This window comes from Mycobacterium asiaticum DSM 44297 (assembly GCF_000613245.1).
In the GTDB taxonomy this organism is placed as follows: domain Bacteria; phylum Actinomycetota; class Actinomycetes; order Mycobacteriales; family Mycobacteriaceae; genus Mycobacterium; species Mycobacterium asiaticum.
This window is the reverse complement of record NZ_HG964937.1, coordinates 830,387-845,420: the sequence shown is the minus strand read 5'-3', so window position 1 is coordinate 845,420 and position 15,034 is coordinate 830,387. Positions and strand designations below refer to the sequence as shown.

At 64.5% G+C, this 15,034-nt stretch carries 9 protein-coding genes; 6 read left to right on the top strand and 3 right to left on the bottom strand.

The window, feature by feature from the left end:
- Positions 1 to 221: 221 nt before the first annotated feature.
- The 5 genes from BN972_RS14285 (at position 222) to BN972_RS14265 (ending at position 9,531) form a co-directional block, all read left to right on the top strand.
- Complete coding sequence (locus tag BN972_RS14285; protein WP_036358979.1) at positions 222 to 2,174, top strand: aconitate hydratase; 1,953 nt, start codon at positions 222 to 224, stop codon at positions 2,172 to 2,174.
- A gap of 101 nt (positions 2,175 to 2,275) precedes the next feature.
- The gene (locus BN972_RS14280; RefSeq protein WP_036358976.1) at positions 2,276 to 3,076 is read left to right on the top strand and encodes an FAD binding domain-containing protein; all 801 of its coding nucleotides are present in this window, start codon (positions 2,276 to 2,278) and stop codon (positions 3,074 to 3,076) included.
- The gene (locus tag BN972_RS14275) at positions 3,073 to 5,790 is read left to right on the top strand and encodes a molybdopterin-dependent oxidoreductase (RefSeq protein WP_036358973.1); all 2,718 of its coding nucleotides are present in this window, start codon (positions 3,073 to 3,075) and stop codon (positions 5,788 to 5,790) included. The genes BN972_RS14280 and BN972_RS14275 overlap by 4 nt, the downstream gene beginning before the upstream one ends.
- Before the next feature lie 126 nt (positions 5,791 to 5,916).
- Positions 5,917 to 8,991, top strand: coding sequence for a multicopper oxidase domain-containing protein (locus BN972_RS14270; protein WP_051545643.1), 3,075 nt, complete (start codon positions 5,917 to 5,919; stop codon positions 8,989 to 8,991).
- On the top strand, positions 8,992 to 9,531 hold the full coding sequence (locus tag BN972_RS14265; RefSeq protein WP_036358966.1) for a nucleotidyltransferase family protein: 540 nt from the start codon (positions 8,992 to 8,994) through the stop codon (positions 9,529 to 9,531). It begins immediately after the preceding gene.
- A gap of 54 nt (positions 9,532 to 9,585) precedes the next feature.
- Here the strand turns inward: BN972_RS14265 and BN972_RS14260 are convergent, their stop codons facing one another.
- The 3 genes from BN972_RS14260 to BN972_RS29220 all read right to left on the bottom strand — a co-directional run bounded on the left by BN972_RS14260 (position 9,586) and on the right by BN972_RS29220 (position 13,882).
- Complete coding sequence (locus BN972_RS14260; RefSeq protein WP_036358963.1) at positions 9,586 to 10,542, bottom strand: NAD(P)H-dependent flavin oxidoreductase; 957 nt, start codon at positions 10,540 to 10,542, stop codon at positions 9,586 to 9,588.
- A 39-nt stretch (positions 10,543 to 10,581) separates the two neighbouring features.
- Entirely contained in the window at positions 10,582 to 13,332 is a 2,751-nt protein-coding gene (locus BN972_RS14255) for a glycoside hydrolase family 2 protein (protein ID WP_036358961.1), read from the bottom strand.
- A gap of 112 nt (positions 13,333 to 13,444) precedes the next feature.
- Positions 13,445 to 13,882: a hypothetical protein gene (locus tag BN972_RS29220; protein ID WP_142277064.1), complete on the bottom strand. Its 438-nt coding sequence runs from the start codon at positions 13,880 to 13,882 to the stop codon at positions 13,445 to 13,447.
- Positions 13,883 to 14,133: 251 nt separating this feature from the next.
- Here BN972_RS29220 and BN972_RS14250 point away from each other — a divergent pair, with 251 nt between their 5' ends.
- Positions 14,134 to 14,967: a hypothetical protein gene (locus tag BN972_RS14250; protein WP_051545454.1), complete on the top strand. Its 834-nt coding sequence runs from the start codon at positions 14,134 to 14,136 to the stop codon at positions 14,965 to 14,967.
- Positions 14,968 to 15,034 lie beyond the last annotated feature (67 nt).

Genomic DNA, 15,034 nt, shown 5'->3' with positions numbered 1-15,034 from the left:
TTATACGTAAGTTATACGAAGTGACTCGAGTAAGTTTCTGGTCGCGCCCGACGGGGAGGTGGTCAAGCGGTTCCGGCCGAGGACCGAGCCGGACGCTCCGGAGGTGATCAGCGCGATCGAGGAGGTCTTGCCGCGTTAGGCGGCATTACGACTTGAGTTGATGGGGTATCCCCCCTCCAGCGCACGGTGTCGTACCCGTCGCGGTCAGGAGGGAGCCAGGGATGTCCATGAACCTCACGTACAAGCTGATCGATTCCCACCTGGAATCCGGCGAGATGAAACCCGGGGAAGAGATCGCGATCCATATCGACCAGACGCTGACCCAGGACGCGACCGGCACGCTGGTGATGCAGGAACTCGAAGCGCTCGGCCTCGACCAGGCGAAAACCGACGTGAGCGTGCAGTACGTCGACCACAACCTGCTGCAGGGCGACGAGAAGAACGCCGAGGATCACGAATACCTGCGCACCGCGGCGCAACGCTTCGGCCTCTGGTTCTCCAAGCCGGGCAACGGCGTCTCGCACCCGACGCACATGCAGCGGTTCGGTGTACCCGGCAAGACCATGGTGGGATCCGATTCGCACACGCCGGCCGCCGGTTCGCTGGGCATGCTGGCGATCGGGGTGGGTGGGCTCGAGGTGGCGCTGGCGATCACCGGGCGTCCGCTGCACATCCGGATGCCGGAAGTCTGGGGCGTCCGCCTGGAAGGCGAATTGCCGGAGTGGTGCTCCGCCAAAGACGTGATCCTGGAAATGCTGCGCCGCCACGATGTCAAAGGTGGAGTGAACCGGATCATCGAGTACTACGGTCCCGGTCTGGCGAATCTGACGGCGATGGACCGGCACGTGATCGCGAATATGGGCGCCGAACTCGGCGCCACCACGACGGTGTTCCCCAGCGACGACGCGGTGCGCGAGTTTCTGCGCGCCGAAGGACGTGAGGACGACTGGGTCGAGCTGCTGGCTGACGAGGGGTGCGAGTACGACGTCGAGGACACGATCGACCTGTCGGAGATCGAGCCGCTGATCGCCAAGCCGTCCTCGCCGGGCAACGTGGTGCCGGTGCGGGAAGTGGCCGGTGAAGAGATCGCGCAAGCGGTGATCGGGTCCAGCGCCAATCCCGGGCTGCGCGACTTCGCGATCGCGGCGGCGATGGTGGCCAACCGGCAGACCGCGCCGCAGGTCAGCTTCGACATCAACCCGACATCTCGCGAGATCCTGGCCGACTTGACGAAGATGGGTGCGACGCTGGATTTGGTGATGGGCGGTGCGCGCATCCACCAGGCCGGCTGCATGGGCTGCATCGGCATGGGTCAAGCCCCGGCGGTGGGACGCAACTCCCTGCGCACCATGCCGCGTAACTTCCCGGGCCGATCCGGCACCAAGGAAGATTCCGTGTGGTTGTGTTCGCCGGAGACCGCCGCGGCGTCGGCGCTGACCGGCGTGATCACCGATCCGCGGGACTGGGCCCGCGAGGTCGGCATGGAGTACCCGAAACTTGACCTGCCCGAGTGCAATTCGGTCAACACCGCGATGCTGGTGCCACCGCTGGACCCCGAGGAAGCGCAGCAGGTGGAGCCGGTGAAGGGCCCCAACATCTCCAGCCTGCCGGAATTGTCGCCGCTGCCCGAGGAGTTGGAGGCGCCGGTGCTGCTCAAGGTCGGCGACAACATCTCCACCGACGAGATCTCGCCCGCCGGCGTGAACGCGCTGCCGTTCCGGTCCAACATCCCGAAGCTGGCGATGTTCAGCTTCACCCGGGTCGACGACTCCTATCCCGAGCGGGCGCAGGAGGCCGAGGAGAGCGGGCACATCATCGTGGCCGGCGAGAACTACGGCCAGGGCTCCTCACGCGAGCACGCCGCGATCGCGCCGCGCTACCTCGGGCTGCGCGTTGTCATCGCCAAGTCGTTCGCACGGATCCACTGGCAAAACTTGGCCAACTACGGGATCTTGGCGGTCGAGTTCGAGGACCCCGATGACTACGACTCGGTCGATCAGGACGACAAGCTCCGCATCCAGAACCTGGACGGCCTGGCAGATTCGGACACGCTGCAGGTCGAGAACGTCACCAAGGACTCGTCTTTTACTGTGCGGCATCGGCTTTCGCCGCGACAGGTCAAGGATGTGTTGGCGGGTGGATTGATTCCGCGGCTGGCGAAGGACGACGAGTAGCCGTCCAAGCCGGCAAAAGTGACCCAACTGCCGCCCGGGACAATCTAGAGTTGGTCAGCTCTGGCCGCTAGTCCTGGGAGGATCACACGGATCTCAACTCGGTGATCGACGTCGTCCGCCGCCCTCCCGATCGGCCGGGCGCGACCTGGCGCGCCGGTGACGCGTGGCTAGCCGGGGGGACGTGGCTGTTCTCTGAGCCGCAACCGTCCGTCCTGCGGTTGGTTGACCTGACCGGACTCGGCTGGCCCAGCCTGGTGACCGACGCCAACGGTCTTGAGATCGGCGCCACCTGCACCGTCAGGGAACTGCACGAGTTCGTACCGCCACCGGACTGGCAGGCCGGGCCAGTCCTGCGTACCAGCTGCGAGGCGTTCCTGGCGTCGTTCAAGGTGTGGAACGCCGCGACGGTGGGCGGCAACATCTGCATGGCGCTGCCCGCCGGACCGATGATCACCCTGACGGTGGCGCTCGACGCAACCTATCGGCTGTGGGCCGCCGACGGAACCGAACGCACCATTGCCGCTGAGGATTTCGTTGTCGGCAACCACCAGAGCGTGCTGGCCCCCGGGGAAATCCTGCGCAGCATCCACATTCCTGCCGATGCCTTGCACCGCCGCTACACCCACCGGCGCTTCACGCTGACCAAGCTCGGGCGCTCCACCATCTTCATGGTCGGCACGACAACGGGTGCCGATCTGGCACTGACCATTACCGCCGCAACCACGCGCCCGGTGGTGCTGCGGTTCGGCATGCCGCCCGGCGCCGACACGGTGCAAGAGAGCATTGCCGCGCTACCGAGCGAGATCTGGTTCGCCGACGCCAATGGCACACCCGATCACCGGCGGCACCTGGCCAAGCACTACGCCGAAGAGATCCGGATCGAACTCGGCGGCCTGCGATGAGCTACACGGTCAACGGCGAGTCGTTCGCGCAGGAACCGCGGCCGGGTCAGTGCCTGCGGACGTTTCTGCGTCAGTTGGGCTGCTATGGCGTCAAAAAGGGTTGCGACGCGGGCGATTGCGGCGCGTGCACGGTCTGGCTCGACGGGCAGCCCGTGCACAGCTGCATCACGCCGGCATTCCGCGCCGACGGGCGGGAGGTGACGACGATCGAGGGCCTCGGCTCACCCGAGGACATGCACCCGATGCAGCGGCAGTTCCGCGACTCCCCCGGATTCCAGTGCGGATTCTGCACTCCCGGCATGATCATGACGGCATGCGCCCTGACCGACGAACAACGGGCCGATCTTCCGCGCGCACTGAAAGGCAATCTGTGCCGCTGCACCGGCTACCGCGCGATCGAGGATGCCATCAACGGCCTCACTGCGATCGAGAAGGATGCGCCCGGTCAGGCGATCGGTGCGAGCGTCGGCGCACCCGCCGGGACCGAAGTCGTCACTGGGCGCGCCGAATACACGATGGACACCGAGCTACCGGGCATGCTTCATCTGAAAGTGCTGCATTCACCGCACGCCCACGCCCGTATCGTGTCGATCGACAAGTCCGCGGCGCTGGCCGTGCCCGGGGTTCATCGCGTCTACACGTGGGAAGACGTGCCGCGCAAGCGGTTCACCACCGCGATCCACACGGATCACCTCGTCGACCCCGACGACACCTACATCCTGGACAACGTGGTGCGCTTCGTCGGCCAACGAGTGGTCGCGGTGCTCGCCGACACGATCGGCGCCGCCGAGGAGGGGTGCCGCAAGGTCGTCGTCGACTACGAGGTGCTGCCCGCGGTGTTCGATCCCGAAGCGGCGATGGAGGCCGGTGCGCCGCAGCTGCACGGCTTCGACGACCCGTTCGTCCAAGACCCCGAGCGCAATATCCTGTTGGAGCTGCACGGCGAAATCGGCAATGTTGCAGCGGGATTCGCCGAGGCCGATGTCATCCACGAAGGCACGTACTTCTCGCCGCGGGTGCAGCATGCGCACCTGGAAACACACGGGTCGATCGCGTGGATGGAAGACGGTCGGCTGCACGTGCGCACCAGCTCGCAATCGCCGTCGATCGCCAAGGGAAAACTGGCCCACCTCTTCCACCTGCGGCCCGACCAGCTGCGGGTGTTCTGCAAGCGCGTCGGCGGCGGGTTCGGTGGCAAGCAGGAGGTAATCAGCGAGGACCTGGTAGCGCTGGCCGCGCTGGACACCGGCCGACCGGTCTCGTGGGAATACACCCGCGAAGAGGAATTCACCACCGCCTCCCCGCGGCACCCGATGAAGATCACCGTCAAACTGGGTGCCCGCCACGACGGGACGCTCACCGCCATCCAGTTCCGCAACATCTCAAATACCGGCGCCTACGGCAACCACGGCGGCGAGACACTGTTCGCGGGCGGCGCCGCGGTCGCGATATACCGCTGTCCCAACAAGAAATTCGACGCGTATTCGGTGTACACCAACACCGTCCCCAGTGGGGCGCTGCGGGGTTACGGGATGACGCAGCCGGCGTTCGCGATGGAGTCGGCAATGCACGAGCTGGCCGTGGCCCTCGGTATGGACCCGCTGGAGTTGCGCCGCCGCAACATCATCCGGCCGGGTGATCCGCTGCTGTCGATCCACGACGAAGCGGACGATGTCGCGTTCACCGAGGACGGGCTGGTGCAGTGCATCGACCGGGTCGAGGCCGCGCTGAGCGTCCAGCCCAACGGCCACGCTCTCGGCGAAGATTGGCAGATCGGGACCGGCACCGCCATTTCGATGCACGAGACCGCACCGCCGACCGAACACATCTCCGTCGGGACGGCCACCCTCGGCGGCGACGGAATCTACGAGATCGCCATCGGCACTGTGGAGTTCGGCGAAGGAACATCGACCGCGCATGTCCAGATCGCGGCGGCCGAGCTGGGCGCTACTGTGAGCCGCATCCGGCTGGTGCAGTCCGACACCGACCGCACCGGATTCGACACCGGGGCCTTCGCCAGCGCCGGACTGTTCGTCGCCGGCAACGCCGTCCAGTACACGGCGGCCGCGCTGCGCAACCGGATCCTGCGCTTCGCCGCCGCGCACACCGGTATCGATCTGGCGTCGTGCGTCATGGACGACGACGCGGTGCGCTGCGGCGACGCTCGTGTCCTTTTGACCGAACTGGCGGCGGCCGCCGGTGACCGCGGCATCCGGCTGACCGAATCGCGCAAGGCGTACGGTTCGCCGCGCAGCCTCACCTACAACGCGCACGGCTTTCGAGTTGCGGTGCAACGGATCACCGGAGAGATCCGCATTCTCTACAGCGTGCAGGCCACCGACGCGGGCGTGGTGATCAATCCCGCGCAGGTTCGCGGCCAGATCGAAGGCGGCGTGACGCAGGGGCTCGGGTTCGTGCTGACCGAGCATCATCGCGTCGACGAGAACGGCGTCATGACCAATCCGAATCTGCGCAACTACCGCATCCCCACCTACGCCGACGCCCCACGAACGGAGGTGATCCTGGTCGACTCGACCGACTCGGCGGGTCCGGCCGGCTCCAAAGGGATCGCCGAATGCTGCATCAATCCGGTGGCGCCGGCGATGGCCAACGCTGTTCACGACGCCACCGGCGTCCGATACCGCGAATTGCCGCTGACGCCCGACCGGATCTTCAGCGCGTTGCAGTCATCCGCGCAGGAAACCGCGATCTGACCCATTTGCGCGGCGGGCGGCGTAGTCTCCCATCGGCAAACTTCACCCAGCTGCGAATTGGGGTGCGTCGTGATCCGACCGGGCAAAACGGCTGTCGCGCTGGCACTTGTGGTGTCGTTGGTGACAATGACGCTGTCCTGTTCCTCACGGCACAACGCACAACCTGAGGTCGGCGTCAACGCCGGGCGCGACGGCCATCCGGCCGACTTCAAGGAGCCGGTGCGGTTGTCGAGCAAGGACGGTGTTCTTGAGGTGCGGCTGTCCGCGCACCAAGGCACCGTCAACCTTGACACCGTGAAGGAGCCGGTGACGAACTTTCTCGTATACGGCTACGAGCTGCTGAAGGGAACGAGTTCGGACGGCTCGACCAAGGGCGACAACGTCTATCCGGCTCCGACGCTGCGAGTCAACCCCGGCGAGCGGTTGATCGTGCACTACGACAACGATTTACAAGGGTTGACGATCGCCGACTTCAACGATCCGTCCTATGTGCCGGTCAACGAGCAGGTTCCGCTGTTTCCTCCCGCGCTGACGTCATCACCGCTGAATCTGCACACCCACGGGTTGCATGTCAGCCCGTCCGGCAACGCCGACAACGTGCTGCTAAACATCCCGGCCGGCATGGGCAACACCTATGACTACCCGTTGCCGAAGGACATGCCGCAGGGGCTGTATTGGTATCACAGCCACCGGCACATGTTGACCGCGCTGCACACCTATCTCGGTCTCGCCGGCCTGCTGGAGATCGGGCGCCCCGACGGTGCCCTGCCCCTGGTGACGAAGAACAACATCCCTATTCGGGACATGGCGTTGCAGTACAACTTCGTCTTCGACCGGAAGAACGGTGGGCACCAGCTGAACAACCCGTACTGGGAACAGTGGGTCAACACCCTGAAACCGCCGGAGGGCAACCAACTGGCTGACGGAACCTACCCGAGCAGCCTTGCGCCGGTGAACTTCGCACAGACCTCGAAAGGCGCCCAGTACATCAGCGGCTGGCACGAAGGGCCGCTGTCGGTCGACAACAAGCGCGGCGCAAACCAGTTCATTCCGACGAACCTGCAGAGCTTTAGCAGCCGGACGGTCAACGTCCCCGCTGACCCTGCGTTACCCGACAATCAGCGCGATGTGCAGTTCACCGTCAACGGGCAGTTTCAGCCGCGGTTGAAGATCAACCCCGGCCAGACGGAAATCTGGGTGTTGGCCAATATCAGCGACATCGCCTACATGTCATTGCAATTGACTGAGACCGCCACCGGCAGCCATCCCAAGTTCGCCATCGTGGGCCAGGACGGCAATCCGTGTCCCGCCGTGCAGCGGCCCGTTGATGGTGACGGTTCGCTGTTGTTCATTCCGCCGGCGTCGCGCTTCGCGATCGCGGTGACCATGCCTAAATCCGGAGATCTAGTTCTCGAGATGCCGCCGATGCAGGGCGGGAAACCTAGAACGAGTCAGGCTGTGCTGTATACCAATAACGGCGCCAAGATCCCACCGGCTGTGCTGGGCGAACTCAACGTCGACCCGAGATTCGTCAGCTACGCCGACGGCTTCTTCGCCTATCCCACTCAGACGCTGCTGCGTGCCACGGCCGATAGCGGCGAGGGGCGGACCACCGTGTTCGAGCCCGGGATGGAACTGAACTCGCCCACCTCGTTCCGGGACGACTCGGTACGCACGCCCGACTACACCCGCGAGCTGACGATCTCGGGTGGGTTCGGCAATAACTATGCGAGCAAGAGCGATGCGAAGGCGTTCACCTACCAGTTCGACGGCAACATCTTCCCCAACATTCCGTTAATACAACCCCGGCTGAACACGATGGAAGAGTGGCGAATCGTCAACTACAACAACGACGGTCACCCGATGCACATCCACGTCAACGACTATCAGGTGATGCAGGTGGTGAATCCGACGGCCAATACGACCACCGGCGTGCAGATGTTCAGTGTGGACACCGCCAATGTGCCGCCGCCGATCGTCGACGCGAACGACTACGCCACCTCACCGTCTTCCCTGACGTTCCGCACCGAGTTCGAGGAGTTCGGCGGCACCTACGTCATCCACTGCCATCGCCTCAACCACGAGGACAACGGGCTGATGGCGACTGTGAACGTGATCCCGCAGGTGTCGACGTATGCGGTGGCGGTTCCGGGTCGGCCTGGTTCGACGGCGAGCGTCCAGGTGCTCGATGGCAACGGGGACAAGGTAATTACGACTGTTACGCCGTTTCCATCCTTCGAAGGGGCGCCGTCGGTGGCGATGGCCGACGTCAACGGCGACACGATCCTCGACCTCGTCGTCGGCACCGGTTCCGGAGTGCCGCCGGAGGTGGTGGTGTACAGCGGTGCTGATGCGTTCAAGACGGAGTTGGCCCGGTTCGCGCCGTTCGACGCCGGTTTCAAGGGCGGCGTGAATGTAGCGGCCGCCAATATCGACGCAAACCCGATGGCGGACAACATCATTGTCGGAACCGGTCCGGGTGTGGAGTCGGAGGTGAAGGTGTTCTCCTCGAAGCTGCCGGCTGTGGGCAAGGCGCCCGAGGTGTTCGCCAGCTTCAAGCCCTACCCCGGATCGCAGGCCGGTGTCACGGTGGCCACCGGACTGGTCAGCTATGAGCAAGGGCGGCAGAACATCATCACCGCGCCTGGCCCGGGAGGTCCAGCGCTGGTAAAGGTGTTTCGGTACGACCTGTTTACGCCCACTGCGCGTTCCGGCGGTTCGTCTGGTGGGCCCGGCGCTCCCGCATTGGTGACTTCGTTCTCCGCTTTCGACGAGGGCTATACCGGCGGCATCTCACTGGCCACCGGGTGGGTCGCAGGCGAAGAAGGTGGCGCGCAGAGCATTATTACCGGCCAGCTCGCCGACCGCGGCACGGTGCGGGTGTGGTCATCGGGTTCGCGGCTGGACGGTGCGCCGGCGATGTACACGCACAGCCCCGACGCGCATTCCGGGCATGTGATGTTCCGGCAGACCGCGTCGTTCGAGCCTTTTCTTGGCGCTACGACGGTGACGGTGGCCACGACAAGCACCGTCACCGGTGCGGATTTGTTGGTGAGCGCGGCCGGTCCGGGGGGTGCAGAGGTGCGTAAGTATTCGCTGGCGCGGGCGGGCGAAAATGCGAATACGCTGGCGCCAAAGCTGATTGGGCCGGTTCCGGTAGCTCCTGGTCCTGCTGTCGCCGCGCCGCTGGGTGGTCGTTAGTTGGGCGTTGTTGCTGGTGTACTGCTGGCCGCCGGCGCGGGTCGGCGATACGGCAAGCCGAAAGTGCTTGTCGATGGATGGCTTGCTTCGGCAGTGGCGGCGTTGCGTGGCGGGGGGTGTGACGTTGTTCTTGTCGTGCTGGGGGCTGCGCAGGTTCCGTTGCCGGACGGCGTCATTGCGGTTACTGCGTCCGACTGGCAGATCGGGTTGAGCGCGTCCGTGCGGGCCGGGTTGACGGAGGCTTCGACGGTGGGCGCTGAGTATGCGGTGCTGCATGTGGTCGATACACCGGATGTTGGTGCGGCGGTGGTGGCGCGGGTTGTGCAGCGGGCGTTGGGGTCTCGGAGTGGGTTGGCGCAGGCGTACTACGGGGATCGGCCGGGGCATCCGGTGGTTATCGCGCGGCGATACTTCGACGAGGTGATCTCTTGCGTGTCCGGGGATCGGGGGGCGGGTCCGTTTCTACGGGGGCGGAGGGATGTGGAGGTGGTGCAGTGTGAGGATCTTGCTAGTGGGATTGACTATGACGAGCCGGTGTAAGTGGTAGCTGCCAGCTTGGGTGTTTGCCTCGACTTAGCGCTCGATGAGACTGCGCTACGGCATCAGCAACCCGACCAGCTCACCAGCCGGACGAACATCGCTAATCCGCCCAACGTTCGCACCCGCATAAAGCGGACGCGCATCCACCAACTCCGCAGGCCCGTCGACTCCGGGCGGTTGGGCGATCGCATACGGCAACCACGAAGGCAATTGCGCTCGGACAGCACGGTTTTGGGCCGCATCCGGCATCGCGTTGGCCAGGTGAGACAACATCCGGTTAGCCACGCGAATCCAGCCCGGGCCCCGCACATCGCTACCCAACCATCGTCGAGTGGCAGCGTTCGGAATCACCCGGTGCGGCGCATCGGGCCAGCCCAGCCCGAACAGTTCGGTCAGCACCGTTTCACTGGCCTCAAGGCAGCGCTGCTTGTACTCAGGGTGCGCGCGGCACTCCTCGCTGAGCAGGAAGCGAGTTCCAACGACGGCGGCGGCCGCCCCGGCCTCCAGCGCCTCCCGCACGCCTCGAGCGTCGACGATCCCGCCCGCGACCAACACCGGAATGTTCACCGCCCTGCGCACCCGGTCGAGCAACTCCAGCGCCGGAGTCGTCCCGCGGACGTGCCCGCCGGCCTCCACCCCCTGCGCAATCACACCGTCGGCGCCCGCGGCCTCTGCGGCTTTCGCCTCGTCGACGGAGCCGCACTGGTGGATCCAGGTGGTCGCGGCGAGCCGGCGAGGAACGCCCCAGAAGGTCACGATCACATCGGCGGCAGCGGCCGCCTCCACATCACCGCGACGCATGAAGGGCAGCAACAGGTTCACCGCGATCGGTCGTCCGGTAAGGCTGCGTGCGGCCGCCACCTCTGCGCCAATCTCGGCACGCGCCCCGGCGATCGTTCCCAGACCACCTGCCTCTGACACGGCGGCCGCGAGTTCGAAGCCCGCAACCGTACCCATACCGGCCTGAACGACAGGCACATCGAGTTGGCGCAGGTCAAAAGCTGCAGGCATCACCTACAGGCTACCGATGCGACACCATAAGCCGGGAAACTAAGAAACGGCCACCGTGACCGGAGACGAGTTGTACCCCGTCACCCGCACCCAGTTCGCCAACGAATCCGGAACGCTCCCCCGGATCTCCACGGTCTCGCCCGGAAACACGGTCACATAGTTGTCGTCGTACTCAACCGGAAGGACCTCGTCGCCGTCGCGCGTGGACATGATCTCGGCGCGTTCGAAGAACGCGACGTTCGACGTGGGGTTGTGCAGCCGGATCACCACTCCCCCAGGGGTCGACTGATGCTGCGCACTGATGTCCAACGGCACGCGCGGCATGTAGTTCAGCGCGGTCATGTCCGCCCAACTCGCCTGCATCGAGTCGAACGCCCGATCGTTGTCCGGATCCCCCACATCATCGGGCTGTTGAGACTGCCAATACACGTTCTCCGCAACGACTTCGCCGGACGGGCGAGTCAGCTCACAACGAACGAAGAAGACGGGTGACTTCGCGAGACCGCTCGGCAGCGTCATCGCCTCGATCGCGCCGCCACCGGCGACGCTGATGCCCTCGGACGTTCCCTCTGCCTGCAGAGTTCCCTGCAGGTCGTAGACACGGACCCGGACACGAAGATCGTGTTCAGTCGACGGCGATTGATTGACCACGGTTACCCGTGCCGAGTTGCCGATACCACCGGCGTACGAATCGAACACGACAGAAAGCGGCCGCAGCCCCTTCTTGGCCCCGAAATAGGCGCCGCCGGGACGCAGGTAGTAGTCGAACAGCTGCCCGAAAAACGATGGCCAGTGACTGTTCAGCATCCAGTAGATCGTCATCTTGTGGGCGTCCCAGCCCCCGGCGGCGAAGGATTCGAACTGAGCCCGAGCCGACTCGTACTGAGCCAATTGTGCTTTGGCAGCGAACATTTCGGCGCTCTCGGAAACCCCATAACGCATCCCGATGGAACGCTTTGCACTCAGCAAGGCCGCGTTCTTGTACTGCGCGCCCGCGTGGAAGGACCAGGTGTCGTTGATCGGCCACAACTCGTCGGGCGGGATGAATTTTCGCAGGCTGGCGAACGGGGGGATCTGTTCATTACTGCCCTGTTCGGCCGATGCCCCCCAAGTGGCTCCGTAGCGGCCGCTGAACCAGTAGGTGGGCGGGCGCCACGTATACGGTCCGGTCATGTCGATGCCGTCCCACTGCGCCACGCCGTCGGCATCCTTCGCCTGCGGCGACGCGGTATCGACAATGGCGTTCTGCCAATACAACTCGTCCAGGATAGACCGGTAGCGGGCGCGGATGTTTGGTGGCGGCAAGCCGTCACTGCCGTTGGCCCAGATGAACGCCGACGGGTGGCTTCGAAGCACCCGAATCTGCGAGCGCAGACTTTCCATCGCCACCCGCTCGTCTTCGGCGTCCCACTGCTCCCACTTCTCCCACTGGTTGCAGCACATCCAACCGGCCATCAGCGGAATCCCCAGCTCGTCGGCCTCCTCGATGAGGTGTTCGCTGGCGAGCTTGCCCTCGAGCCGCACCATGTTGAGACCTAAATCCTTGGCATAGTGCAGGATTGCGGTTTCGCGATCAGGATCGTACTTGAAAAGCAGATCGGGCGTGTACGCGGCGCCACGAACCGGAAACTTCTTGCCATTGACCTCCAGGTAGAAGTCTCCACCATCGCCGGAGAACCCCGCGTCGCGATACTGGGTGACGGTCCGGATGCCGAAGCGCAGTTCCTTGGTGTCGCTGAGTTGATTGTCGACCCGGTAATCCAGCTTAAGGTTGTGCAGATCCGGCCGGCCCATCGTGTAGGGCCACCACAAGTCCGGATGATCGAAGTTCAATTGCGAGAACTGCTCTGGGGTAAACGTCACTTGCTGGTCATCACCGGGCGCAAGGACGACCGCCTGCTCAAGGTGAACGGTGGTCTTGTCCGGACGGGTGATGGTGGCGCGGAGCACGCCACGGGTGCGTTGTGCGGAATAATTGTGCACGTCCGCGTGGATCGTCAGCCGAGCGCTGTCGGTGCGCGGCAGCGGAAGCTCCGAATTGACAGTCACCGCACCGATTCCCACCGTTCCGAGCGCCGTCAGGTACACCGGCTTCCAGATGCCGGCATTGCGGTCGGGAACGAAAGACGTTCCGCGCCGGTCCGGATCGCCATTGAGCGGCGGAAAACCTAGGTAATCCCAGTTGATCCAGTCGTTCCAGCTGTCAGCCAACTCCACACCGTCCACGTCCTGCAGCGCGCGCTCCGGGATAACCTTGACCGCCAGCACGTTTGGCTGCCCGGGCCGAATCAGCGGTGTTACGTCGAACTGGTGGTCGGCGTACATGCCCGCGACTTGGTCGTGGTCGGCAACCAGGCGTCCGTTCAGCCAGATGTCGGCGCGGTAGTTGATACCCGGGAATCCGAGCAAGTACGTTCGTCGACCGTCCGGGGCGGTGAACTGGGTGCGGTACCACCAGTCGTGTTGATAGAGGTCCTGCGGCACGTGGTCGCGAAGATTCTTGCCGACATACAAGTCCCGGTAGACACCGTTTTCACGCAGGATCTCCAAGACGGTGGCCGGCATGCGGCGGACGTGGTACCACGCAGCGGCGTCGTAGTCCGACAGCGACAGGGCGTCGCCGTCGGCGGCGATCGTATCGGCTGGAGACAGCGTCCAATCGTTCGCTAATTCAACGCGCTCCGGCGAAGCGAGGCGGGCATGAGTAGCTACCGGCGAATGCGCTGCAGAACACAATGAGAGCGAGGTCAGCGCGAGCACGACGAAGATCTTGACGGCGACCTTCCGCATGCTGCCTCGGCTCCTCGAATCCGGCGTTCGGCTCATCATGCCGTTGACCTTCTGCCGCGGGCAACATTCGGACGACTTGGGCTAGGGTCCGGCCTGCAAGATATGCGAACGGCTATCCGACTTGCGTGAGTTGCAGATGCTGGGTCACGCGCGGCGGCCTACCTCCGGACCCACATATTGGTGTATCTATGCCCGAATCATCCTTTCCCTCAAGGGTTTCTGGATCCCAACTGGCGTAGCTGACGTACACCCCCGGAACCCGTGAGCCGCCGGGACAAAATGCGTCGGAGTGCCAAACCATCGTCCATTGGCCGTTGAACATCCGCGCATTGGCGAACGCCGGGCCACCTGGGGTGTTTGCCACCGAAGCGCAGCCGTCACCGCAGGGAGTGAAGTACCAGTCACTATCGGTCGTCTCACCCGAAGCTGAGGTGACGGTCGCGACGTAGTGGCCAGTCAGAGCGGGGGCAGCGCCCGCGGTACCAGCCGAACCAATAGCCAGCCACACCACGACTACGGCGGCTGCGACGATGCGTCGTGAAACGGTCATGTCGGCATCCTTCCCTATGACTTCGTGATGGCCTAGGAATTTGCTATAGCACAAAGATTGAGCCGATGGCGCCCGTCGAACGGGTTCGCGAGGCGGCGCAGGACGCCAGTGCGCGAAACGCACCGAAGTCGACTTCGGACACGCAGCGTCACAGCGCACTTGAATGCCAGGAGCGTCATTAATATGCGGCAATGACGATAGGACTACTTGCTGAACCCTGCGTCCTTTGGTCTGGCTTCGATCCTTCTATCGTGGCCAGAAGCTACGCCCAATTCGCCGGCATCCTGGCGGGCTTCGCTTTCGTCGTCATCAACCTCGTGCTGGACCGTGCCTATCGCCGTCGTGGCGATGGTCGTGTGCTCGACCCGCGCGAGTCCGCGCACGAAACCCAGATTGGGATCGCGCTGGTGTGCGCGTTCCTGGGGCTGGTTCTGACTACCCTGCGCTACAGCCTCCTCGCCGGCGAGAGCGGATGTGCCCTCACCGAAGGCCGAGCCGGCTCCGCGGCGGTGCTGGCGGCGGTATCGCTGGCAGCCTCCCTCTACACCTTGCTGTACGCCATCGTGCAGTTCTTCTCGGGTACGTCGGCCCTCCTCGTCAGACACTGTGTCTTCATCCTCGCCGTCATCGCTCCAGCGCTGGCGGTGGCGTTCGTCGCACAGACACTCACGCATCTCGCACTGGCACTAGGCAATCCAGAAACACGGCAGCCCCTGCAACCCCTCTGGGACCAGGCCAATCACCTCTCGACCCTGATACCGGTGGCACTAATCGGCATTAGTGCCGTCATGTGGGTGATCGGGATCAAACGGCGGCGTTCGGACGCCCCCGTGAGCAGCCTGGCCCAACACTTCCAGTCATCGGTCCCGTACACGACGATCGCGCTCGCTATCGCCGTGACCATGCGTTCGGTCGCACTGCTCGGATATGCCAATCCGGCCGTGCACATCTCGCCGACCGAAGCCTGGGTGTGGGTAGGCCTGCTCGCGATTACGTTGCTGCTCCAAGGCGCGGCCCTGTCGTTCCAGCGTGGCGTGGAGGTCCCGTTCACCGCACCGTCGACCGTGCCCGACAAGGCAACGTAGCAAAACGCGCAATTCGGTGTGGTTCGAATGATCGAGGCAGTGGTGTCCGCCCAGCCACGCAGCGACC

Coding starts and splice junctions, on each gene's coding strand:
- BN972_RS14285 (WP_036358979.1), top strand. CDS start 222: ATGTCCATGAACCTCACGTACAAGCTGATCGATTCCCACCTGGAATCC.
- BN972_RS14275 (WP_036358973.1), top strand. CDS start 3,073: ATGAGCTACACGGTCAACGGCGAGTCGTTCGCGCAGGAACCGCGGCCG.
- BN972_RS14270 (WP_051545643.1), top strand. CDS start 5,917: ATGACGCTGTCCTGTTCCTCACGGCACAACGCACAACCTGAGGTCGGC.
- BN972_RS14260 (WP_036358963.1), bottom strand. CDS start 10,542: ATGCCTGCAGCTTTTGACCTGCGCCAACTCGATGTGCCTGTCGTTCAG.
- BN972_RS14255 (WP_036358961.1), bottom strand. CDS start 13,332: ATGCGGAAGGTCGCCGTCAAGATCTTCGTCGTGCTCGCGCTGACCTCG.
- BN972_RS29220 (WP_142277064.1), bottom strand. CDS start 13,882: ATGACCGTTTCACGACGCATCGTCGCAGCCGCCGTAGTCGTGGTGTGG.